Origin of the sequence: Paraburkholderia sp. UCT70, assembly GCF_050434085.1 — a bacterium.
GTDB classification, from domain to species: domain Bacteria; phylum Pseudomonadota; class Gammaproteobacteria; order Burkholderiales; family Burkholderiaceae; genus Paraburkholderia; species Paraburkholderia tuberum.
In genome coordinates, this window is record NZ_JBNPVZ010000004.1 from 3,904,879 (window position 1) to 3,926,135 (window position 21,257).

The following is a 21,257-nucleotide window of genomic DNA, read 5'->3' on the forward strand; positions in this document are numbered from 1 at the left end:
GAGAGTGCTAACAACATCTCCGGTTGGCTCGGCCAGCCGGGTTTTTTTCAGCGTTCTTCAGTCTCAATCAGAGAGGAGTATGTATGAACCTTCGTCCTTTGCATGATCGCGTGATCGTCAAGCGTCTGGATCAGGAAACCAAGACCGCGTCGGGCATCGTGATCCCCGAAACCGCAGCGGAAAAGCCGGATCAAGGTGAAATCCTCGCAGTCGGCCCGGGCAAGCGCGACGACAAGGGCGCAGCCATTGCGCTCGACGTGAAGGTAGGCGACCGCGTCCTGTTCGGCAAGTACGCAGGCCAGACCGTCAAGGTCGACGGCAACGAACTGCTCGTGATGCGCGAAGAAGACATCATGGCCGTGGTGCAGAAGTAAGCGCAAGGTCGCTACTTCACCGGTTATATCCAAAGTATTCAAGGAGTTAGAAGATGGCAGCTAAAGACGTCGTATTCGGTGATTCCGCCCGTGCCAAGATGGTCGAAGGCGTGAATATTCTCGCCAACGCCGTGAAGGTCACGCTGGGTCCGAAGGGCCGCAACGTGGTTCTCGAGCGCAGCTTCGGCGGCCCGACGGTCACCAAGGACGGTGTGTCGGTCGCGAAAGAGATCGAACTGAAAGACAAGCTCCAGAACATGGGCGCGCAAATGGTCAAGGAAGTCGCTTCCAAGACCAGCGACAACGCAGGCGACGGCACGACGACCGCTACGGTTCTCGCGCAATCGATCGTCCGCGAAGGCATGAAGTACGTCGCATCGGGCATGAACCCGATGGACCTGAAGCGCGGTATCGACAAGGCTGTTGCAGCTGCAATCGAAGAACTGCGCAAGATCAGCAAGCCGTGCACGACCAACAAGGAAATCGCCCAGGTTGGCGCGATCTCGGCGAACAGCGATTCGTCGATCGGCGAGCGCATCGCTGAAGCAATGGACAAGGTCGGCAAGGAAGGCGTGATCACCGTCGAAGACGGCAAGTCGCTGCAAGACGAGCTGGACGTCGTCGAAGGTATGCAATTCGACCGCGGCTACCTGTCGCCGTATTTCATCAACAACCCGGACAAGCAAGTCGCCGTGCTCGAGAACCCGTTCGTGCTGCTGCACGACAAGAAGGTGTCGAACATCCGTGATCTGCTGCCGGTGCTCGAGCAAGTCGCGAAGGCTGGCCGTCCGCTGCTGATCATCGCTGAAGACGTCGAAGGCGAAGCGCTCGCAACGCTGGTCGTCAACAACATCCGCGGCATCCTGAAGACCGTTGCCGTCAAGGCTCCTGGCTTCGGCGATCGTCGTAAGGCGATGCTGGAAGACATCGCGATCCTGACCGGCGGTCAGGTCATCGCTGAAGAAACCGGCCTCACGCTCGAGAAGGCAACGCTGGCTGAACTGGGCCAGGCGAAGCGCATCGAAGTGGGCAAGGAAAACACCACGATCATCGACGGCGCTGGCGAAGCAGCGAACATCGAAGCTCGCGTCAAGCAAGTGCGCACGCAGATCGAAGAAGCGACCTCGGACTACGACCGTGAAAAGCTGCAAGAACGCGTTGCCAAGCTGGCAGGCGGTGTTGCGGTGATCAAGGTCGGTGCTGCGACCGAAGTCGAAATGAAGGAAAAGAAGGCACGTGTCGAAGACGCACTGCACGCAACGCGCGCAGCTGTGGAAGAAGGCATCGTGGCTGGCGGCGGCGTCGCGCTGATCCGTGCACGTACGGCAATCGCTGGCCTGAAGGGCGCTAACGCCGATCAGGACGCAGGTATCAAGATCGTTCTGCGCGCCATGGAAGAGCCGCTGCGCCAGATCGTCGCCAACGGTGGCGAAGAAGCGAGCGTCGTCGTGGCAGCGGTTGCTGCTGGCAAGGGCAACTACGGCTACAACGCAGCGACCGGCGAGTACGTCGACCTGGTCGACGCAGGTGTCGTGGACCCGACGAAGGTGACGCGCACGGCGCTGCAAAACGCAGCTTCGGTTGCTGGCCTGCTGCTGACGACCGACGCAGCTGTCTGCGAACTGCCGAAGGAAGATGCTCCGATGCCTGGCGGCATGCCCGGCGGCATGGGCGGCATGGGCATGGACATGTAATTCCGCTCGGGTCTCGTGGTCCGGCCGCGTGGTTGAACTGCCGCGCGTCTGGATCACGGACGAGGCCCGGCTGGAAGTCCAAGTGGGGAGCGCGCCGCGAGGCGTTTCCCCAAACGAAAAAACCCGCTTATGCGGGTTTTTTTCGTTTGGGGCCGGCGTTGATGTGCTTGCTGGCGAGCGCCTCCGGACGCCCTTTTGTCCGGATCAGGCGCCCGCGGCGTGAGCCGTGCGATGAGAGGACCTTCCGAGGCACTGTTCGCGCAGGTAGTGGAAGATCTGCGCAACGCTTTGCGCGGGGCTCAGCGTTCCCGTGTCGACGTGCAGGTCGGGATCGATCGGCGCTTCATAGGGCGCTGATACGCCGGTGAACGAGCTGATCTCGCCAGACCTCGCTTTCGCGTAAAGACCTTTGGGATCGCGGCTCGCGCAGGTGGCGAGCGAGGCGGACACATAGGTTTCGACGAACTTGTCGGCTCCGATGATCGCGCGCGCCATTGCCCGATCTTCGCGTAGCGGCGAAATCAGCGCGGAAATCACGATCAGACCCGCGTCGTTCATCAATTGGGCGACGTGCGCGACCCGGCGGATGTTTTCGCGCCGGTCGTCGGGCTCGAATCCAAGGTCGCTCGCCAGACCGTGGCGGATATTGTCGCCGTCGAGCACATAGCAGGCGTGACCGAGCGCGATCAGCTGCTCCTCGAGCGCGAACGCGAGCGTCGATTTGCCGGCGCCGGACAGGCCGGTCAGCCAGATCGTGGTGGGCATCTGATCGAACATGCGTATGCGGTCCCGCACCGCGATCTTGCCGTGGAAGCGTTGCACGAATTGGGGCGGCTCTTTCATGGATAGGTTCTCTTGGCTTTTCTGGCTCATTCGCAGTGCCAGCCTTGCCGCCACGTGCCGGCGTTGTGCAGGCTCTCGGTGGAATTGGCAATGGTAACGCGAAAGCCTTCCGGAATATCGTTCGGCAGTGGAATCGAAAATCCGCTGTATGCGCTCGGATAGCCGGCGCTCGCCACATCGGGCCGCGGCTCGCCGCTGCAGCCGGCCGCGACGATCTGCGTGCCGACCCGCACCTCGAGCGGTACCTGCCGCTGCGGCTCGCTCAGGTTGACGGCCCAGCCGCACACTACGCCGTCGCGCACCGTGTCGACAAAACCGTCGAACAGGTCGACCGGCGGACGCTGCCGGCTTCGCGCGAACTCCAGATAGGTGTCGATCGGCGCGAGATCGAAGCGGCCGATCACCTCATGCACGCGCGACAGGAATGAGCCATCGATGCCGAAAACCGTCGCGCTATAGACGTGCGGATTCTCGAGCTGATTTATTTCGGACTGAATCACGCGGACCAATTCGAGCGCATTCGAAAAGACGCTGCCCGTTTCATTCGCATAGGCTTCGACGATTCGATTCGCGTCGCGGAACAGTTCGTAATCGAGGCTATTGTCGTCGATGAACTTTTGTCTGGCTGCTTCGCTGATGTGAGCTTTGCCTTTCGGCGCGCCATTGGTGCGATTCGCTTCGAAACAGAACGGGAATTTCATCCCTGTCGAACCGCACAGCCGCAATAAGAATTCGCTCATGTCCTCGCAGACGCCGACGGTACCGATCTGTTCGCGCAAATGGATTTGCGCGACGGCGAGGCTCGCTTCGTTGACCGCCGGCTCGCCGCTCAGCATCTGCACGAACAGGTTCCTGCCGCCGAGCGATTCGCTGACCCACTCGTCGAGCGACAGTACGCCTTGCAGCGCCAGAGCCTCGGTCGCCGACACGCTGACGCCGCGCGTGATCTGGCCGTTCTTGCCGTTCGCCGCATACCAGTAGTGCGAGATCTGGCGCGCGAGCGGATCGCGCAGGATCGTGCAGTAGTTGACCGGATGTTTGATCATCCGATGAATGCCATACGGGAGATGACCGCCGCCTACCTGCGTCTCGAGCAGCTTTGCGCGACAGTTTCCCCATCCATCCTGATCCCAGACAAAGCTAATGAATTGGTCATTACCTTTATTCAAATCAAAAAACGAAATAACGGTCGAACCGCCGCATTTCGGTGGATGGATGAAAAAGGTAGGAAACGACATGTGGGGACATATGACTGATCGTGATGCGTAAAGTCTAGACAAAAGACGTCATTGGCGTTGTAACGTTTAATTACGCGGTAAAACGTCTGCTTGCATCGCCGACAGCAAGATTCATGCGGCGATGCAAAATAAATTGACTAAGATGCTCACGAGACGAACTGGGCGCGGCAGTATCGATAGCTACGCGCTAATTACATTATTCAATTTGGATAAATCGAATGGAAAGTCGCACCAATCGCGAAAGTCGCATTAGTGAAAAAAACCGGCTGACAGCGGGTTTTTAGTCGATGCCGACGAATGGCGAGGTCAGTGCCGCGCTTCCCCCGGCGCCGCGCCCTTGCCTTGCGCGGGCGGCGTTTCGTCTTCATCGCTGCTGCGCGCCCAGAAGAAGCGATCGGGCATGTATGCCCCCATGCCGGGCCGGAACGCATTGCGCACTGCCTGATACAGATACTCCTGGCTTTCGCGCACCGCTTCCGCGGGCTCCTGGCCGTTGGCGAGAAGCGCGGCGATCGCCGCGCCGAGCGTATCGGTCAGGCCCGTCAACCGATGCGGCGCGCGGTCCCACATGTCCTGACGCAACTGGCCGTCCTCGCTGAAGAGTGTGTTGACGAGCCGATGCGTGCCGGTTTCGGTCGACAGAATGTACTCGCAGCCCTGCGACAGCAGATGCGAGATCGCCGCGTCGAGGCTCGGCGCCTCCGCGTCGCCGTCGGGCTGCGCGAGCGCGAGCAGGGTCGCCGAGTCGGCGATCAGCAGCGTGGTTTGCGGCGCGAGCAGATCGGCGATCGCTTCGCGCAGTTCGTCGGCGGCGAGCACGTGCTCGTCGTCGAGCGTGAAGTCCGGGGCGAGGATCAGCGGGACGTCGTCGTAGTCGGCGACAACTTCCGCGATCGCGCTGACCACTTCGGCGCGCGTGCACGCGCCGACCTTGAATGCGGCGATCGGCATGTCCTCGAGCAGCATGCGCGCCTGCGTCGCGACGATGTCCGGGTCGAGCCCGGTGACTTCGTCGCAGTTCGCCGAGTCGCGCACGGTATAGCCCGTGAGCACGGAAACGCCGTGGCAGCCCATGCTGGCAAGTGTCAACAGGTCCGCCTGCAGGCCGGAGCCGCCGGTGGGGTCTGAGAGACCGAAGGTGAGGACGATCGGAGGTGTGTCGCTGGGCATGAAAATGGATAAGGAAAGCGGGATTTCGGCGCGCAATGCGCAATTGGCTCAATTATGCGGCCTAAACCGAGGAGAGGGCGTTTTTTCGCGCGGCGGGGATCGCCAGAGGCTGGCTCGCGGCCCGCTGACGCGCGGCCGGCGGGGATTGCTTTGAGGTTGCCACGCTAGCGCCGCGAGCTTGCCGAGGGCGCCCTCTATCGCGCTGCCGGGTGTCCCCACCGCCATGGGGCATGACGCCGCGAGCGTCGTCCGCACGGCGCGCGGGCACACCGCCGAAGCCCGGTCCACGCTACGATTGCGAGTTTTCGATTGCTAGGCATGGGGGCGGCAACACGGTACCATCATGGCTCCCGCTTCCACGGACTCAACGACGCGACAAAAGAATGGAATATCAAAGCTGGATGTGCCTGATTTGCGGCTGGATTTACGACGAAGAGGCCGGCTTGCCCGACGAAGGCATTGCGCCGGGCACGCGCTGGGAAGACGTGCCCGTCAACTGGACGTGTCCGGAGTGCGGAGCGCGCAAGGAAGACTTCGAAATGGTCCAGATCTGAAGTTCGGCAAGCCACCGGCGTCAGCCGGTCGGTCGTTCGCGTCGCTTGATCGTTGTTCCGGCGTCGCGGTTTGAGGGGTTAGTGCGACACGCCGGAAGCTTCGGCCCCCAAACCGGGTCCCGAGATTCGGTCCCGAACCTGAACCCTGAGCTTCGATCCCGAAAAGTCAGCGGCGTCATCCGCCGCGCAATTGCTGCAATCGCTTGATGCGTCCGGCACGCCCGGCGCCTGTCTGAGCGCGCCGGCGCGGAACATCGCCGGTCGCGTCGTGTCGCAACGGTAGTCTGTCATTGTCCTGTCGCCGGTTCGCGCGGTGGCCGCTCACTCAGCATGCGGCGCGAAGCGACGGCCCCGTCAGCTTCGTGTCGCCTGCCCATGACTCTTCGATCCGCAGCACCCGTTTCCATCGATGCACTGCCGAACCCCCGCGGCGGCGCGGTCCGCCCTGCGGAACTCGCGCTCGCCGAGGTGTCGCTCGCGTTCGAGCAGCGCGACGAGAGCGGTGCCGCGCTGCTGCGCGCGTCGCATGCATTGCGCACGGCGGGCTGGCTCAGCGCGCAGCGTTTCACCGACGCCCTCGTGCGGCTCTCGCCGCTCGCGAGCGGCGAGCCAGCCGAAGCGGAAAGCGCGCGGCCAGTGTTCGGCGCGGCGCTGCGCGACTTCCGCGCGGCGCTCGAGCGTCACAATCTGCGCGAGCTCAGTTGCTCGCCGACGCTGTTCAACCACTACCGCGAGCTGTGCGCGCAACTCATCGAACCCACGCCGGGCTCCGCTGTCGCGTTCGAAGACCTCGCGCTGTGCGCGCGGCCAGTGCCGCCGGCTTCGCTGCACGCGCAATCGGCCGATCCGCTTGCCCATCTGCGGGCGCGCTACGAGCGCGCGTTGCTGCCGGTGCTGCGCTCGCAGGCCGACACAGGCAGCGCGGTGGCGCTTGCGGTCACGAACGCCGCGCTCGACGAGCTCGACGCCGTGTTCACCGAACTCGCCGGCCCCGATCCCTATGACTTCTGGCGGCTCGCGCGCGCCTGCGCGAAGGCGCTGCGCGCGCGCGGCCACGCAATCCGCGATATCGAGGCGCGGCGCTTCTACGCGCGCTGCAACCTGGCGCTCGCCGATCACGCGCACGGCATCGAGCGCGCACCGCGTTCGCTGGTGCGCGCGACGCTCGCGCTGCTGTGGCGCGACTACGCGCTGTTCGGAGCGTCCGCGCAAGACGCCGACCAGGTCGAGGTGCTGCACGATTATGGCTTGACCGTCGACTGGCACGTCGCCGGCACGCAGTCGTCGGAAGCACTGTGGGAGGCGGGCACGCTCGAGGCGCAGTCGCTGCCGCACACGCGCGATCTCGGCGTGCTGAGCGTCAACGCGAACGCGTACGAAGACTTCCTGCAGACCGCCGACGCGTCCATCGAGGCGCTCGCCGCCCATGCGCGCGCGGCCGATCAGCCGGAAAAAGCCGACCCGAGCGAAGCGCTGCAGGCGGGCGACGCCGCCTACCGGCTCGGCTCGGCCGCCTGCGCGCTCGGTCTCGGTCACGTGGCGCTGCTCGCCGACGCACTCGGTCTCGCATGGCGGCGTCGTGCGCATGCGGGCGTCGCAACGCCGGCGGTGCGCGCGCACGTGATCGTCGGCGCGCCGCCGGCCGACACGCTCGAGCAGGCCGCCGAGGCCTTGCGTGCGTCGCTGCACAAGGTCGCCGCGGGTGTTGGGCCGGCCGGCGGCAGCTTCACGCAGGCGGCGCTCGCCGCGCTCACGCGTGCGATCGAGCAGGGCGGCGCGTGAAGCGCAAGCCGGGTCGAACCAAACGCGCGACGTGGCGCGCGAATTGCGTCCGCAACGCTTCGACCGACGCGCGCCGAACCCACTGAAACCCATTGTGACAAGTCACAATCCCGCAACTTCGCGACGCGCGCCGAACGTGCCGTTCTACGCGGTGTTTCGGCGCCTGATCGCGGCATGGCGCAAGTCGCGCGCGTGATAGAGTGCAACTTGATCCAGCGTCGATGGCGCGTCGCGTAGCGTGCAACCCAACGCGTTGCAATGCTCAAAGCAGCCCGCCATCGCGCATCGTCTTTGCTAAAATCCGAACTATGTCCAAGAGTACCGATCGCATCAATCTGACCAACCAGTTCCTGATCGCCATGCCGAACATGGCCGATCCGACGTTTTCAGGAACGGTGGTCTACCTTTGCGATCACAGTGAGCGCGGCGCGCTCGGCCTCGTGATCAACCGGCCGACCGATATCGACCTGCAGGCGCTCTTCAATCGCATCGATCTGAAGCTCGAGATCGAACCGCTTCTCCATGTCCCCGTGTATTTCGGCGGCCCGGTGCAAACCGAGCGCGGCTTCGTGCTGCACGATCCGAAAGGCGGCAGCGCATACACCTCGTCGATGTCGGTGCCGGGCGGGCTCGAAATGACCACGTCGAAAGACGTGCTCGAGGCCGTCGCGAGCGGCAACGGTCCGGAGCGTTTCCTGCTGACGCTCGGCCACGCCGGCTGGGGCGCGGGTCAGCTCGAAGACGAAATCTCCAAGAACGGCTGGCTCACGGTCGAGGCCGATCCGAAGATCGTTTTCGACGTGCCCGCCGAAGATCGTCTCGAAGCGGCGCTCGCGCTGCTCGGCGTGTCGTTGTCGATGCTGTCGGGCGAGGCCGGGCACGCATGAGGGGCCGCGCATGAATCTGCCGGCCGGACGTGAGGCGACGCTGCTTGCGTTCGACTACGGAGAGAAACGCATCGGCGTGGCAGTCGGCAATTCGCTGACGCGCCGCGCGCGGCCGCTCGTCGTCGTGCAAAACCGCAGCAAGGGGTACCGCTTCGAAGCGCTCGGCAAGCTGATCGCCGAATGGAAGCCCGATGCGCTGGTGGTCGGCCTGCCGATGCACCCCGACGGCACACCGCACGAGCGCACGCAACTCGCGAAGCGCTTCGGCAACCAGCTGAACGGCCGCTTCAATCTGCCGGTCACGTGGGTCGACGAGCGCTACTCGTCAGTCGAGGCCGAGGCGCAAATCCGCGCCGGCAATGCCCGCGCCGACATGCTCGACGCCGAAGCCGCGAGCATCATCCTCCAGCAATATCTAGACGGACTTTCCGACGATCATGAGTTCCATTGACGCCGAAGCGCTGTATCGCGCGTTGCTCGACCAGATTCGAGCGGCGTATGGCGACCAGCTCGCCGTTGCCAGGCACGGTGCCGAAGCGGCGGTTCTGGCGGGTATCCATAGCGGCGGCGCGTGGCTCGCCGAGCGGCTCGCGCGCGACCTGAAACTGCCGAGCTTCGGCGTGGTGAACGTCGCGCTGCATCGCGACGACTACGCGAAGAAAGGGCTGCACGCGCAAGCAAGCCCGACCTCGCTACCGTTCGAGGTCGATGGGCGCCGCATCGTGCTGGTCGACGACGTGCTGTACACCGGCCGCACGATTCGCGCGGCGGTGAACGAGCTGTATGACTATGGCCGGCCGGCATCGGTCGAACTCGCGGTGCTCGCCGATCGGGGTGGACGCGAGTTGCCGGTGGCGGCGCGCTTCGTCGGTGGCGTGGTCGACGTACCCGCCGACGCGACGCTCGTGCTGGCCCGTGAAGACGACGGCGCGGGCGGCCAGCGGTTTTCTTTTCACACTGAAGCACGCGTCGATTGAAACGCGCGTGAGCGGCGTATCGACGCGACCTCGATCACGTTGAAGCCCGTATTTGAAGCAGGTACATCATGAACACCGCCACCCCGGCTCCGCAAGATTCCTCCGCTAGCGCATCCGAGCGCTTCCGCTACGGCTTCCTGAAGGGCAACCCGCAGCTCACAAAGAGCGGCGAGCTCAAACATCTGCTGTCGATCGAGGGGTTGCCGAAGGCCATCGTCAATCACATCCTCGAGACCGCCGACCAGTTCGTCAGCGTGACCGATCGCGAAGTGAAGAAGGTGCCGCTGTTGCGCGGCAAGTCGGTGTTCAACCTGTTCTTCGAAAACTCGACGCGCACGCGTACCACGTTCGAGATCGCGGCCACGCGGCTGTCGGCCGACGTGCTGAATCTGAACATCAACGCGTCGTCGACCAGCAAGGGCGAATCGCTGCTCGACACGATCAACAACCTGTCGGCGATGCACGCGGATCTGTTCGTCGTGCGTCATGCGTCGAGCGGCGCGCCGTTCCTGATCGCGCAGCACTGCGCGCCGCACGTGCACGTGATCAACGCCGGCGACGGCCGTCACGCGCACCCGACGCAGGGTCTGCTCGACATGTACACGATCCGCCAGTACAAGAAGGACTTCACGAAGCTGCGCGTGGCGATCGTCGGCGACATCCTGCATTCGCGCGTCGCGCGCTCGGACATTCATGCGCTGACCACGCTCGGCGTGCCCGAAGTGCGCGCGATCGGTCCGCGCACGCTGCTGCCGGGCGGCCTCGAACAGATGGGCGTGCGCGTGTTCCACAACCTCGACGAAGGTCTCAAGGATGTCGACGTGATCATCATGCTGCGCCTGCAGAACGAACGCATGAGCGGCGCGCTGCTGCCGTCGTCGCAGGAGTACTTCAAGAGCTGGGGGCTCACGGCCGAGCGTCTCGCGCTCGCCGCCCCCGATGCGATCGTGATGCACCCCGGCCCGATGAACCGCGGCGTCGAGATCGACTCGCAGGTCGCGGACGGCCCCCAATCGGTGATCCTGAATCAGGTCACGTTCGGTATCGCGGTGCGCATGGCGGTGATGGGGATCGTCGCGGGCAATAACGACTAAGCAACGACTGATCGGGAAGCTGAACGATAGGCTGAACCACAGGTTTAACAAAGGCAGCGCATGAAGATTCATATTCAAGGCGGCACGCTGATCGATCCGGTAGCGGGCACCGAACAGCAGCAGGACGTCTTTATCGAGGCGGGCAAGATCGCTGCCTTGGGCAACGCGCCGGCCGGCTTCCAGGCGGAGCGTACGCTCGACGCGCGCGGTCTGTCGATCGCGCCGGGTCTCGTCGACCTGTGCGCGCGTTTGCGCGAGCCGGGGTACGAGCACAAGGCGACGCTAGGCTCGGAAATGGCCGCGGCGCTCGCGGGCGGCGTGACGAGCCTCGTATGTCCGCCGGACACCGATCCGACGCTCGACGAACCGGGCCTCGTCGAAATGCTGAAGTTCCGCGCACGCAATCAGAACAAGGCGCACGTGTATCCGCTCGGCGCGCTGACGGTCGGTCTCAAGGGGCAGGTCATCACCGAGATGGTCCAGCTGACCGAGGCGGGCTGCGTCGGCTTCTCGCAGGCCGACACGCCGATCGTCGATACCCAGGTGCTGATGCGCGCGCTGCAATACGCGAAGACCTATGATTTCACCGTGTGGCTGCGCCCCGTCGATGCGTATCTGGGCAAGGGCGGCGTCGCCGCGAGCGGCGCGCTGGCGTCGCGGCTCGGGCTGTCGGGTGTCCCGGTGGCGGCCGAAACGATCGCGCTGCATACGATCTTCGAACTCGTGCGCGTAACCGGCGCGCGCGTGCATGTGTCGCATGTGTCGTCGGCGGCGGGCGTGGCGCTCGTGCGCGCGGCGAAGGGCGAGGGCCTGCCGGTGTCGTGCGACGTCACCGTGAACCACGTGCATCTGATCGACCTCGACATCGGTTACTTTGACGCGCAGTTCCGGCTCGATCCGCCGCTGCGCCAGCAGCGCGATCGCGAAGCGATCCGCGCGGGCCTCGTCGACGGTACGATCGATGCGATCTGCTCCGCGCACACGCCGGTCGACGACGACGAAAAGCTGCTGCCGTTCGCCGAAGCGACGCCGGGCGCAACCGGCCTCGAATTGTTCCTGTCGCTGACGGTGAAGTGGGCCGACGAAGCGGGCGTGCCGCTCGCGACCGCGCTAAATCGCATCACCGCGGCGCCGGCGCAGGTGCTCGGCCTCGAAGCGGCTGGCCGCATCGCGGTCGGCGCGGTGGCCGACCTCTGCGTGTTCGACCGTCACGCTCACTGGCGCGTCGAGCCGCGTGCGCTGAAGAGCCAGGGGCACAACACGCCGTTCCTCGGCTACGAGCTGCCGGCTCAGGTGCGCGCGACCGTCGTGTCCGGTCAGCTCGCCTACGAACAGCGCTGAGCGGTATCGTTTCGGTCCAGTCAAGGAAAGCTCCGGCCATGAAGCTCGCGTTACGCAAGGTCCGTCTCATCACGCATCTGCTGCACGGCATGTGGACCGTCGCGACGCGCTTTCCGAACGCGAGCGCCGAGCGGCGTCACGCGCTCAATCGCGCTTGGTCGCTGAAGATGCTGCGGCTGTGCGGCATGCGCCTCGTCGTGCATAACGACGCGGTGCGGCTCGATCGTGGCGTGCTCGTCGTCGCCAATCACATCTCGTGGATCGACATCTACGTAATCAACGCGTGGCGGCCGACGCCGTTCGTCTCGAAGGCGGAGATCCGGCAATGGCCGGTGGTCGGATGGCTCGCACAGCAGCTCGATACGGTGTTCATCCAGCGCGAGAAGCGCAGTGACGCGAAGCGCATCATGCATGAACTCGCCGCACGGCTCAGCGCGGGAGAACTGATGTGCGTGTTCCCCGAAGGCACGACGTCGAACGGACTCGGGTTGCTGCCGTTTCACGCGAACATGTTCCAGGCCGCGGTGTCGGCCGGTGTGCCGGTGCAGCCGCTGTGCATCATGTACGAGGATGCGCAGGGCCGGCAGTCGACGGCACCCGCATATATCGACGACGTGTCGTTGTCCGACTCGCTCGACATGTTGTTGCGTGGTGATCCGCTGACCGCCCACGTATATGTTGGCGCACCGCTCGCGCCGGACGCGGACCGGCGGGTGCTCGCGGCGCAGGCTCAGCAGGTGGTGGCGAACGCGTTGCGGGACATGCAGGCCGGCAACGCAGTGGCGGGGACGGTCGCGCAAGAGGGTGACGTTGTAGATGCTGCGTCGTCGAGCGACGCCGCTGAGACGGCGGAAACGCTGATCGAGCCCGTCGATCAGCCGCGCCGCTCGGTCTGAGCGGCGGCGCTGCCGCCGGGCAGCGTCGCCGTCTTCTGTTTAGTTGCCCCCGCGCGGCACGCCGCGCGAATCGCAATCGACTTGCGTCAACGTCCGCTCAGCCGGGTTTTTCGCGAGCCGTACCGCCGACAGCTTCTGCCCCCACACGCAACCCGAGTCGAGGCCGATCAGGTTGTCGCGCAACATCAGGCCGAGCGCGGCCCAATGACCGAACACGACGGTCACGTCGGCGGTCTGGCGCGACGGCACGTCGAACCACGGCATGCAGCCGCTCGGCGTGGATGCGAGCGTGCCGCTGCTGCTGAAATCCATCACCCCATCGGCGCTGCAAAAGCGCATGCGCGTCAACGCGCTGCACGTGACGCGCAGACGCTCGATACCCTTCAGGCCCGGCTTCCAGCGGTTCGGTTCATTGCCGTACAAGCCGGCAAGCGTCTCTTTCCAGTTCGGCGCACGCAGCGCGCGTTGCAACTCGTCGGCAAGTTCGAGCGTCAGCGTCGCATCCCATTGCGGCAGCACGCCCGCATGCACCATCAGCATGCCGTTGTCGAAATGCGCGAGCGGGCGGTGGCGTATCCACTCGAGCAGATCGGCGGCATCGGGCGCGGCGAGGATCTCTTCAATCGTGTCGCCTTTCTTCGACTTGCGAATCCCCGCCGACACCGACAGCAGATGCAGATCGTGATTGCCGAGCACCGGCACCGCGCGCTCGCCGAACGCGATCACGTCGCGCAAGGTGTCGAGCGAGTCGGGGCCGCGGTTGATCAGATCGCCGGCGAACCACAGCGGTGTACCGTCCGGCGGCGCGGCTTTGGCCAGCAGTTGCCGAAACGGTGCGCGGCAGCCTTGCAGATCGCCGAAAGCAAGAGGGACGAGGGGAGCGGAGGTACTGGAAGCGTTGAGGGGTGTCATCGAGGAAATCAAGGCGATTCGATACGCGCGGTGCTGCACGACGCGTGCCACGCTGGGCAGAGCAGCAAGATAGCGTGACATAATAGCCCGTTTGGGGTTCGGGTATCGCGCGATCACGTTGCGGGACGCGGGTGGAACACCGCCGTAACACGGCACGGCGGCAACCACGCATGGACCGCGCGCGATTCCAATACAACAACAGGATGACTCTCTCGTGAACGAAGCCAGCATGTCGTCTTCCGCGGCGAAGCAATCATTTCGCACGCTCGTCACCGGTGCGAACGGTTTTACCGGCCGCTATCTGGTCGAGAAGCTGACCGGGCGCGGCCATACCGTGATCGAAGCGGTGTCCGGCCGCGACGAGCCCGACACGCCGACACGCGTCAAACTCGACATCACCTCACCGGAAGACTGCCGGCGCGTGCTCGAAACCGTGCGGCCCGATTTCATCGTGCATCTGGCCGCGATCAGCTTCGTGGGGCACAACGATCCGCTCGACTTTTATCGCGTCAACGTGATCGGCACGCAGAACCTGCTCGAAGCCTGTGCCGCGATCGGCCATGTGCCGCGCAAGCTGCTGATCGCAAGCAGCGCGAACGTGTACGGCAACGTCAGCAGCGCCGCGATCGACGAGAGCTTCCCGCTTACGCCGGTCAATCATTACGCGGCCAGCAAAGCGGCCATGGAAGCGCTGGTGCGCACATGGTTCGACCGCCTGCCGATCCTGATCGTGCGGCCGTTCAACTACACCGGCCGCGGCCAGGCGGTGAACTTCCTCGTGCCGAAGATCGTCAGCCACTTCGCGCGGCGCGCGGCATCGATCGAACTCGGCAATATCGACATCGCGCGCGACTTCTCTGACGTGCGTTATGTGGCGAGCGCGTATGAGGCGTTGCTCGACTCCAATGTCGCCGCCGAAATCGTCAACGTCTGCACCGGCACGCCGTATTCGTTGCGTGAAATCCTCACGACCGCGAGCGAACTCACCGGTCACAACATCGAAGTCCAGATCAATCCCGCCTTTGTCCGGCAAACGGACGTCAAGATGCTTGCCGGTTCGCCCGCCAAATTGCACTCGCTGGTGCCGGCGGTCGAGTCGATCCCTTTCATCGATACGCTGCGCTGGATGCTCGCGGCCTGAGCGCGCTCGCGCGAGCAACCGCCTGACGGTCTGCACCGAAGGGCCGCGTTTGCGGCCTTTCATGACGCTTTCGCCGTTCTTCTTCGTTTCCCACTCTTTCCGCGCCGCGCCGCCACAGTATGTGGCGCACATCATTACAGGCGCCAAAATGCGCGTAACCGCACCGGAAAGCCCCTTTTCATAGACCAACGGCAACGAATTCTGTCAAGCTGTTTCAAGTTGTTAGGGTTCTAGTTTTTGCACTGGGCGGCTTTATAATTGGGGTTCATAAAATTGGCGTCTGAGTGTCCACTCTCCGGGGAGCGCGACGGACGACCAGAGAAACGGACACCACGCGGGGTGAACAGGTCGCAAGCTCTTCGCCGCCTGTCACTAACATCGACAAGGGAATTACATGATCCTGGTAACGGGCGGTGCCGGCTTTATCGGCGCTAATTTCGTGCTCGACTGGCTGAATGCGTCGGACGAAGCGGTGCTCAACGTAGACAAACTGACCTACGCCGGCAACCTGGGCACGCTGAAGTCGCTACAGGGCAATCCCAAACACATTTTCGCGCGCGTCGACATCTGCGATCGCGCCGCGCTCGATTCGCTATTGGCCGAGCACAAGCCGCGCGCGGTGCTGCATTTCGCCGCCGAGAGCCATGTGGATCGCTCGATCCACGGTCCGGCCGATTTCGTGCAAACCAACGTCGTCGGCACCTTCACGCTGCTCGAAGCGACGCGCAGCTACTGGAACACGCTGGGCGAAGCGGAGCGCGCCGCGTTCCGCTTCCTGCATGTATCGACCGACGAAGTGTTCGGCTCGCTGTCAGCAACCGATCCGCAGTTCTCCGAAACTACGCCTTATGCGCCGAATAGCCCCTATTCGGCGACCAAGGCCGGTTCGGATCACCTCGTGCGCGCCTACCACCACACGTACGGCCTGCCGGTGCTGACCACCAACTGCTCGAACAACTACGGCCCGTACCAGTTCCCCGAAAAGCTGATTCCGCTGATGATCGCCAACGCGCTCGGCGGCAAGCCGCTGCCCGTGTATGGCGACGGGCAGAACGTGCGCGACTGGCTGTACGTCGGCGACCACTGCAGCGCGATCCGTGAAGTGCTCGCGCGCGGCACGCCGGGCGAGACGTACAACGTCGGCGGCTGGAACGAGAAGAAGAATCTCGAGGTCGTGCACACGCTGTGCGACCTGCTCGACCAGCAGCGCCCGAAGGCGGCCGGCTCGTATCGCGACCAGATCACCTATGTGAAAGATCGTCCGGGTCACGACCGCCGTTACGCGATCGACGCCCGCAAGCTCGAGCGCGAACTCGGCTGGAAGCCGGCGGAAACGTTCGAGACGGGGCTCGCCAAAACGGTCCAGTGGTATCTCGACAACCAGCAATGGGCCGACGAAGTCGCTTCGGGCGAATACCGGAAGTGGGTCGAGACCAACTACGCGCAGCGCGCGTAAAGGCACGGCAATGGCGCGCAAAGGCATTATTCTCGCGGGCGGCTCGGGCACCCGCCTGTATCCGATCACGCACGTCGTCTCCAAGCAGTTGCTGCCGGTGTACGACAAGCCGATGATCTACTACCCGCTGTCCACGCTGATGGTGGCGGGTATTCGCGACGTGCTGATCATCTCCACGCCGCAGGACACGCCGCGCTTCGAGGCGATGCTCGGTGACGGCAGCCAGTGGGGCATGAACATCCAGTACGCGGTGCAGCCGTCGCCAGATGGACTCGCGCAGGCGTTCATCATCGGCCGCGAGTTCGTGAACAATGATCCGTCGGCGTTGATTCTCGGCGACAACATCTTCTACGGCCACGATCTCGCGAAGCAACTCGAACGCGCCGACGATCAGACCGACGGCGCCACCGTGTTCGCGTATCACGTGCAGGATCCGGAACGCTACGGCGTGGTCGAATTCGACAAGCAGTTCCGCGCGTTGTCGATCGAGGAAAAGCCCGCCAGGCCGCGTTCGAACTACGCGGTCACGGGTCTGTACTTCTACGACAAGCAGGTCTGCGACATCGCCGCGGACATCAAGCCGTCGCCGCGCGGCGAGCTCGAAATCACCGACGTGAACTCGCGCTACCTTGCGAACGCGGCGCTCAACGTCGAGATCATGGGCCGCGGTTATGCGTGGCTCGACACCGGCACGCACGATTCGTTGATCGAAGCCGCGACCTTCATCGCAACGCTGCAAAAGCGCCAGGGTCTGGTGGTCGCGTGTCCGGAAGAGATCGCGTACCGGCGTCAGTGGATCGACGGCGAGCAGTTGCTCGCGCTCGCCAAACCGCTCGCGAAGAATGCCTACGGGCAATACCTGCAAAACATTCTCACGGATCACGTCGCATGGCCATCCAGGTAACCGCAACCTCGCTGCCCGAAGTCAAGATCATCGAGCCGAAGGTGTTCGGCGATGCGCGCGGCTTCTTTTTCGAAAGCTTCAATGCGCTCGAATTCGCCGAGAAGGTCGAGCCGGGCGTCGAGTTCGTGCAGGACAATCATTCGCGTTCGGCGAGAGGCGTGCTGCGCGGTCTGCACTATCAGATCCAGCATGCGCAGGGCAAGCTCGTGCGCGTGGTCGAGGGCGAGGTGTTCGACGTCGCCGTCGACATCCGCAAGAGCTCGCCGAACTTCGGCAAGTGGGTCGGCGTGACGTTGTCGGTCGAAAACCATCGGCAGCTGTGGGTGCCGCCCGGTTTCGCGCACGGCTTCGTCGTGCTGTCGGAGTCCGCGCAGTTCCTCTACAAGACCACGGATTATTGGTTCCCCGAGCACGAGCGCAGCATCGTGTGGAACGATCCGGCGATCGGGATCGAATGGCCAGTCGACTTCGAGCCGCTGCTCGCGGCCAAGGATGCGGCGGGCAAGCGTCTCGCCGACGCCGAAGTCTACGCATAAGGGGATCGCATGAGCGCACACGACGCGAAACGGACGATTCTCGTCACCGGCGTAAATGGCCAGGTCGGCTATGAGCTCGCGCGCACGCTGCAAGGGCTCGGCAACGTGGTCGCGGTCGACCGCTCGCGGCTCGATCTGTCGAACCCCGATCAGATTCGCGCGGTGGTGCGCGACCTGCGTCCCGCGCTGATCGTCAATCCGGCCGCTTATACGGCGGTGGACAAGGCCGAAGAAGAACGCGACCTGGCAATGCGCATCAACGGCGAAGCACCGGGCGTGCTCGCCGAGGAAGCGAAAAAGCTCGGCGCCGCGCTGATCCACTATTCGACCGACTACGTGTTCAACGGCACGAAAGAAGGCGCGTACGTCGAAGACGATCCAACCGATCCGCAGAACGTCTACGGCCGCAGCAAGCTCGCGGGCGAGCAGGCAATCGCGGCGAGCGGCGTGAATCACCTCGTATTGCGCACGAGCTGGGTGTACGGCACGCGCGGCAAGAACTTTCTGCTGACGATGTTGCGGCTCGGCGCCGATCGTCCGGAGCTGAAGGTGGTGGCCGACCAGTTCGGCGCGCCCACCTGGTGCAACACGATCGCGACGCTGACCGCGCATCTGTGCGCGCAATCCTTCGCCGCCGAAGACGGCGCGAAGTGGTGGGACGAGCGTTCGGGCATCTATCACCTGTGCGCGGGCGACTCGACGTCGTGGCACGGTTTCGCGTCGGCGATCTTTGAACTCGCGGATTTGCCGAACAGGCCGAACACGCTGCCGATTCCGGCCGCGGATTACCCGACGCCCGCGAAGCGCCCGGCCAATTCCAGAATGTCGAACGACAAGCTGGCGCGCGTGTTCGGGCTCGCCGCGCCGCATTGGCGCGACGCGTTGAAGCTGTGTCTGACGGACGGTTTTCCAAAGTCGCCGGCGGCGCGCACCTGAGTCGCGGTTTCGACGCAGGGCTCGCGAGCGCCGGTGCGGCGAAGGAAACACTCGCATCGGACGTCCTGCCGCGCACGCTGCTCGCCATGATGCCGTCGTGGTCCGGGACCGATCGAAACGATTGTTCCCTGACAATGGTGAAAGGGTGCGGCGGTAGAATGTCGCTCAACGCGAGGGCGTTCCAGGCGCGGATTTAACGTTCTATGCGGAGTAGATTGCAAACGTGTGCGTCAACCGCGCGCAAGCCAGTATGGCCACGTAAAAAATACGGTATCGAGAGGGAGCTGTGAGTTTGTTACCGATCATTCTGTGCGGCGGAGCGGGATCGCGGCTCTGGCCGGTCTCGCGCGAATCGCACCCGAAGCCGTTCATCCGTCTCGCGGACGGCGAAAGCCTGCTGCAGAAAGCGTTCCTGCGCGCGGTCGCGTTGCCCGGCGTGAAGGAAGTGCTCACGGTAACCAACCGTGAGCTGTTCTTCAAGACCGAAGACGATTTCCGCGAGGTGAACGGCAAGAACGTCGCGACCTCGTTCATTCTCGAACCGTTCGGCCGCAACACGGCCGCGGCGGTTGCCACGGCGGCCTTGCACACGGTGAAGGCGCATGGCGCAGACACTGTGATGCTGGTGCTCGCCGCCGATCACCTGATCGCGGATCAAACCGCGTTCGCCGCGGCGGTCGCGCGTGCGCAGACGCTTGCGCAGGCCGGCAACGTGGTCACCTTCGGCATGCATCCGGATACGCCCGAAACCGGCTACGGCTATATCGAAGCCGATGGCGAGCGGGTCGTGCGCTTCGTCGAGAAGCCGTCACTGGAGAAGGCCCGCGAGTATCTGGCGTCGGGCAAGTTCGTGTGGAACTCGGGCATGTTCTGCTTCACCGCGGGCACGATCCTGAAGGAAATGCGCGAGCATTGTCCCGACATTCTCGATGCCGCGGCCGAATGCATGGACAAGTCGCCGTCCGCCGAAGGCAAGAGCGGCGCGCAGGTGCGTCTCGAGCCGGGCTGCTTCGGCGCGGTGCCGGAGCTGTCGTTCGACTACGCGGTAATGGAGAAGTGCGAGCACGCGGCGGTTGTGTGCTGCAACCTTGGCTGGACCGACGTCGGCTCGTGGACCGCGCTGTCCGACCTGTCGCCGGCCGATGCGAGCGGCAATCGCGTCGAAGGCGAGGCGCTGCTCATCGACGTGAAGGACTCGTATCTGCGCAGCGACGGGCGCCTGATCGGCGCGGTCGGCGTCGACAACCTGATCGTGATCGACACGCCCGATGCGCTGCTCGTCGCGCACCGGGATCGCGCGCAGGACGTGAAGCAGATTTTCGCGGAGCTGAAGTCGCGCGGCCATGAGACGTACAAGGTGCATCGCACCGTGCATCGGCCGTGGGGCACGTACTCGGTGCTCGAAGAGGGGCCGCGCTTCAAGATCAAGCGCATCGAGGTGAAGCCGGGCGCGAGCCTGAGCCTGCAGATGCATCATCACCGCAACGAGCATTGGGTCGTGGTGAGCGGCATGGCGAAGGTCGTCAACGGCGAAAAAGAGTTCTTCGTGTCGACCAACGAGTCGACCTATATCCCGGCGGGTCACAAACATCGCCTCGAAAATCCGGGCGTCGTCGAGCTCGTGATGATCGAAGTGCAAAGTGGCGAATATCTGGGCGAAGACGATATCGTTCGCTTCGAAGACATTTACGGACGTACTTGAGATGGATATCAGTTTTACCAACGACTCGGAAGACCTGACACGTCACAACGAGCGCGACGACCTGCTGGTCGGCATGAAAGCGGTGCGGGTCTGGGGCACGCTGGGCTGGCACGACATCCGGCAGCGTTATCGCCGCTCGGTGCTCGGGCCGTTCTGGTTCACGCTGAGCACGCTCATCATGGTGGTCGTGCTCGGCGCGTTGTACTCGACGCTGCTGCACCAGGAACTCTCCGACTATCTGCCGTATCTGGCGGTGGGTCTCGTCGTGTGGGCGTATCTGGCGTCGGTCGCGAACGAGGGCTGCATGGCCTTCATCGGCTCGGCATATCTGATCAAGCAGATCAGGCTGCCGCTGACGGTCCACGTATGCCGCATCGCGTGGCGCAACTTCGTGATCCTGCTGCATAGCCTGCCGGTCGTCGTCGTGCTGCTGTTCGTGTTCGGTCACTGGCAGGGCTGGGAAATCGTGCTGGTGCCGTTCGCGCTCATGATCCTGCTGCTGCACGGCGTGTGGCTCGGCGTCACGCTCGGCGTGCTGTGCGCACGCTTTCGCGACATTCCGCCGATCGTCACGAACCTGATCCAGGTCGTGTTCTTCTTCACGCCGGTCATGTGGTCGCCGGAAATCCTGAAGGACCGCGCGTGGGTCGCCGAATACAACCCGCTCTATCACCTGATCGAAACGGTGCGCGCGCCGCTCACCGGCCGCCCGACCCACTGGGAGTCGTGGGCGTGGTCGATTGGTCTCCTGATTGTCGGTTTTGCGTTCGCGCAGATCCTGATGAAGCGTTTCCGTAATCGCGTTCCTTACTGGCTTTGA

At 64.0% G+C, this 21,257-nt stretch carries 22 protein-coding genes; 18 read left to right on the plus strand and 4 right to left on the minus strand.

What is annotated here, in order from left to right:
* Window positions 1-83 precede the first annotated feature (83 nt).
* Window positions 84-374 carry a co-chaperone GroES gene (gene groES, locus OKW41_RS43725; protein WP_429576260.1) on the plus strand — a complete coding sequence of 97 codons (291 nt, stop codon included), beginning with the start codon at window positions 84-86 and terminating at the stop codon, window positions 372-374.
* A gap of 53 nt (window positions 375-427) precedes the next feature.
* Window positions 428-2,068 carry a chaperonin GroEL gene (gene groL / locus OKW41_RS43730; RefSeq protein ID WP_018419577.1) on the plus strand — a complete coding sequence of 547 codons (1,641 nt, stop codon included), beginning with the start codon at window positions 428-430 and terminating at the stop codon, window positions 2,066-2,068.
* 204 nt (window positions 2,069-2,272) lie between these two features.
* Here groL and cysC read toward each other — a convergent pair whose 3' ends face one another.
* On the minus strand, window positions 2,273-2,911 hold the full coding sequence (gene cysC / locus OKW41_RS43735; protein ID WP_429452926.1) for an adenylyl-sulfate kinase: 639 nt from the start codon (window positions 2,909-2,911) through the stop codon (window positions 2,273-2,275).
* A gap of 26 nt (window positions 2,912-2,937) precedes the next feature.
* A complete protein-coding gene (locus OKW41_RS43740; protein WP_429452924.1) occupies window positions 2,938-3,957 on the minus strand; it encodes a chondroitin 4-O-sulfotransferase in 1,020 nt (339 codons plus the stop codon).
* Between OKW41_RS43740 and OKW41_RS43745 the strand changes: the two genes are divergently transcribed.
* Entirely contained in the window at window positions 3,946-4,167 is a 222-nt protein-coding gene (locus OKW41_RS43745) for a hypothetical protein (RefSeq protein WP_429576261.1), read from the plus strand. The genes OKW41_RS43740 and OKW41_RS43745 overlap by 12 nt on opposite strands.
* Window positions 4,168-4,455: 288 nt before the next feature.
* On the opposite strand, the gene OKW41_RS43750 is transcribed toward OKW41_RS43745, so the two are convergent.
* Window positions 4,456-5,319 (minus strand): hydroxymethylpyrimidine/phosphomethylpyrimidine kinase, encoded by an 864-nt coding sequence (locus OKW41_RS43750; RefSeq protein ID WP_429452921.1) that lies wholly within the window; start codon window positions 5,317-5,319, stop codon window positions 4,456-4,458.
* Between the two features lie 383 nt (window positions 5,320-5,702).
* On the opposite strand from OKW41_RS43750, the gene OKW41_RS43755 reads away from it, so the two are divergent.
* The 8 genes from OKW41_RS43755 (at window position 5,703) to OKW41_RS43790 (ending at window position 12,850) form a co-directional block, all read left to right on the plus strand.
* Complete coding sequence (locus tag OKW41_RS43755) at window positions 5,703-5,873, plus strand: rubredoxin (protein WP_429576262.1); 171 nt, start codon at window positions 5,703-5,705, stop codon at window positions 5,871-5,873.
* A gap of 375 nt (window positions 5,874-6,248) precedes the next feature.
* The gene (locus OKW41_RS43760) at window positions 6,249-7,655 is read left to right on the plus strand and encodes a hypothetical protein (protein ID WP_429576263.1); all 1,407 of its coding nucleotides are present in this window, start codon (window positions 6,249-6,251) and stop codon (window positions 7,653-7,655) included.
* A 308-nt stretch (window positions 7,656-7,963) separates the two neighbouring features.
* Window positions 7,964-8,542: a YqgE/AlgH family protein gene (locus OKW41_RS43765; protein ID WP_090803272.1), complete on the plus strand. Its 579-nt coding sequence runs from the start codon at window positions 7,964-7,966 to the stop codon at window positions 8,540-8,542.
* A gap of 10 nt (window positions 8,543-8,552) precedes the next feature.
* The gene (gene ruvX / locus OKW41_RS43770; protein ID WP_429452916.1) at window positions 8,553-8,993 is read left to right on the plus strand and encodes a Holliday junction resolvase RuvX; all 441 of its coding nucleotides are present in this window, start codon (window positions 8,553-8,555) and stop codon (window positions 8,991-8,993) included.
* A complete protein-coding gene (gene pyrR / locus OKW41_RS43775; protein ID WP_429576264.1) occupies window positions 8,980-9,519 on the plus strand; it encodes a bifunctional pyr operon transcriptional regulator/uracil phosphoribosyltransferase PyrR in 540 nt (179 codons plus the stop codon). Before ruvX ends, pyrR begins: the two co-directional genes overlap by 14 nt.
* 68 nt (window positions 9,520-9,587) lie before the next feature.
* Window positions 9,588-10,613, plus strand: a complete 1,026-nt coding sequence (locus OKW41_RS43780) for an aspartate carbamoyltransferase catalytic subunit (RefSeq protein WP_429576265.1) — start codon at window positions 9,588-9,590, stop codon at window positions 10,611-10,613.
* A gap of 60 nt (window positions 10,614-10,673) precedes the next feature.
* Window positions 10,674-11,954 carry a dihydroorotase gene (locus OKW41_RS43785; protein ID WP_429576266.1) on the plus strand — a complete coding sequence of 427 codons (1,281 nt, stop codon included), beginning with the start codon at window positions 10,674-10,676 and terminating at the stop codon, window positions 11,952-11,954.
* A gap of 38 nt (window positions 11,955-11,992) precedes the next feature.
* Window positions 11,993-12,850, plus strand: a complete 858-nt coding sequence (locus tag OKW41_RS43790) for a lysophospholipid acyltransferase family protein (RefSeq protein ID WP_429576267.1) — start codon at window positions 11,993-11,995, stop codon at window positions 12,848-12,850.
* Window positions 12,851-12,889: 39 nt separating this feature from the next.
* Here the strand turns inward: OKW41_RS43790 and OKW41_RS43795 are convergent, their stop codons facing one another.
* Window positions 12,890-13,762, minus strand: coding sequence for a symmetrical bis(5'-nucleosyl)-tetraphosphatase (locus OKW41_RS43795; RefSeq protein WP_429576268.1), 873 nt, complete (start codon window positions 13,760-13,762; stop codon window positions 12,890-12,892).
* Between the two features lie 229 nt (window positions 13,763-13,991).
* On the opposite strand from OKW41_RS43795, the gene OKW41_RS43800 reads away from it, so the two are divergent.
* The 7 genes from OKW41_RS43800 to OKW41_RS43830 all read left to right on the plus strand — a co-directional run bounded on the left by OKW41_RS43800 (window position 13,992) and on the right by OKW41_RS43830 (window position 21,257).
* Window positions 13,992-14,903: a GDP-mannose 4,6-dehydratase gene (locus tag OKW41_RS43800; RefSeq protein WP_429576269.1), complete on the plus strand. Its 912-nt coding sequence runs from the start codon at window positions 13,992-13,994 to the stop codon at window positions 14,901-14,903.
* Between the two features lie 394 nt (window positions 14,904-15,297).
* Window positions 15,298-16,359, plus strand: a complete 1,062-nt coding sequence (gene rfbB / locus OKW41_RS43805; RefSeq protein ID WP_429576270.1) for a dTDP-glucose 4,6-dehydratase — start codon at window positions 15,298-15,300, stop codon at window positions 16,357-16,359.
* 10 nt (window positions 16,360-16,369) lie between these two features.
* Window positions 16,370-17,263 carry a glucose-1-phosphate thymidylyltransferase RfbA gene (gene rfbA / locus OKW41_RS43810; protein ID WP_184065112.1) on the plus strand — a complete coding sequence of 298 codons (894 nt, stop codon included), beginning with the start codon at window positions 16,370-16,372 and terminating at the stop codon, window positions 17,261-17,263.
* Entirely contained in the window at window positions 17,248-17,799 is a 552-nt protein-coding gene (rfbC, locus tag OKW41_RS43815) for a dTDP-4-dehydrorhamnose 3,5-epimerase (RefSeq protein WP_429335841.1), read from the plus strand. The genes rfbA and rfbC overlap by 16 nt, the downstream gene beginning before the upstream one ends.
* A 9-nt stretch (window positions 17,800-17,808) precedes the next feature.
* Window positions 17,809-18,735, plus strand: a complete 927-nt coding sequence (gene rfbD, locus OKW41_RS43820) for a dTDP-4-dehydrorhamnose reductase (protein WP_429576271.1) — start codon at window positions 17,809-17,811, stop codon at window positions 18,733-18,735.
* A gap of 286 nt (window positions 18,736-19,021) precedes the next feature.
* The gene (locus tag OKW41_RS43825) at window positions 19,022-20,437 is read left to right on the plus strand and encodes a mannose-1-phosphate guanylyltransferase/mannose-6-phosphate isomerase (protein ID WP_429576272.1); all 1,416 of its coding nucleotides are present in this window, start codon (window positions 19,022-19,024) and stop codon (window positions 20,435-20,437) included.
* Window position 20,438: 1 nt separating this feature from the next.
* Entirely contained in the window at window positions 20,439-21,257 is an 819-nt protein-coding gene (locus OKW41_RS43830) for an ABC transporter permease (RefSeq protein ID WP_429576273.1), read from the plus strand.

Coding starts and splice junctions, on each gene's coding strand:
- groES (WP_429576260.1), top strand. CDS start 84: ATGAACCTTCGTCCTTTGCATGATCGCGTGATCGTCAAGCGTCTGGAT.
- groL (WP_018419577.1), top strand. CDS start 428: ATGGCAGCTAAAGACGTCGTATTCGGTGATTCCGCCCGTGCCAAGATG.
- cysC (WP_429452926.1), bottom strand. CDS start 2,911: ATGAAAGAGCCGCCCCAATTCGTGCAACGCTTCCACGGCAAGATCGCG.
- OKW41_RS43745 (WP_429576261.1), top strand. CDS start 3,946: ATGTTTGATCATCCGATGAATGCCATACGGGAGATGACCGCCGCCTAC.
- OKW41_RS43740 (WP_429452924.1), bottom strand. CDS start 3,957: ATGATCAAACATCCGGTCAACTACTGCACGATCCTGCGCGATCCGCTC.
- OKW41_RS43750 (WP_429452921.1), bottom strand. CDS start 5,319: ATGCCCAGCGACACACCTCCGATCGTCCTCACCTTCGGTCTCTCAGAC.
- OKW41_RS43755 (WP_429576262.1), top strand. CDS start 5,703: ATGGAATATCAAAGCTGGATGTGCCTGATTTGCGGCTGGATTTACGAC.
- OKW41_RS43760 (WP_429576263.1), top strand. CDS start 6,249: ATGACTCTTCGATCCGCAGCACCCGTTTCCATCGATGCACTGCCGAAC.
- OKW41_RS43765 (WP_090803272.1), top strand. CDS start 7,964: ATGTCCAAGAGTACCGATCGCATCAATCTGACCAACCAGTTCCTGATC.
- ruvX (WP_429452916.1), top strand. CDS start 8,553: ATGAATCTGCCGGCCGGACGTGAGGCGACGCTGCTTGCGTTCGACTAC.
- pyrR (WP_429576264.1), top strand. CDS start 8,980: ATGAGTTCCATTGACGCCGAAGCGCTGTATCGCGCGTTGCTCGACCAG.
- OKW41_RS43780 (WP_429576265.1), top strand. CDS start 9,588: ATGAACACCGCCACCCCGGCTCCGCAAGATTCCTCCGCTAGCGCATCC.
- OKW41_RS43785 (WP_429576266.1), top strand. CDS start 10,674: ATGAAGATTCATATTCAAGGCGGCACGCTGATCGATCCGGTAGCGGGC.
- OKW41_RS43790 (WP_429576267.1), top strand. CDS start 11,993: ATGAAGCTCGCGTTACGCAAGGTCCGTCTCATCACGCATCTGCTGCAC.
- OKW41_RS43795 (WP_429576268.1), bottom strand. CDS start 13,762: ATGACACCCCTCAACGCTTCCAGTACCTCCGCTCCCCTCGTCCCTCTT.
- OKW41_RS43800 (WP_429576269.1), top strand. CDS start 13,992: ATGTCGTCTTCCGCGGCGAAGCAATCATTTCGCACGCTCGTCACCGGT.
- rfbB (WP_429576270.1), top strand. CDS start 15,298: ATGATCCTGGTAACGGGCGGTGCCGGCTTTATCGGCGCTAATTTCGTG.
- rfbA (WP_184065112.1), top strand. CDS start 16,370: ATGGCGCGCAAAGGCATTATTCTCGCGGGCGGCTCGGGCACCCGCCTG.
- rfbC (WP_429335841.1), top strand. CDS start 17,248: ATGGCCATCCAGGTAACCGCAACCTCGCTGCCCGAAGTCAAGATCATC.
- rfbD (WP_429576271.1), top strand. CDS start 17,809: ATGAGCGCACACGACGCGAAACGGACGATTCTCGTCACCGGCGTAAAT.
- OKW41_RS43830 (WP_429576273.1), top strand. CDS start 20,439: ATGGATATCAGTTTTACCAACGACTCGGAAGACCTGACACGTCACAAC.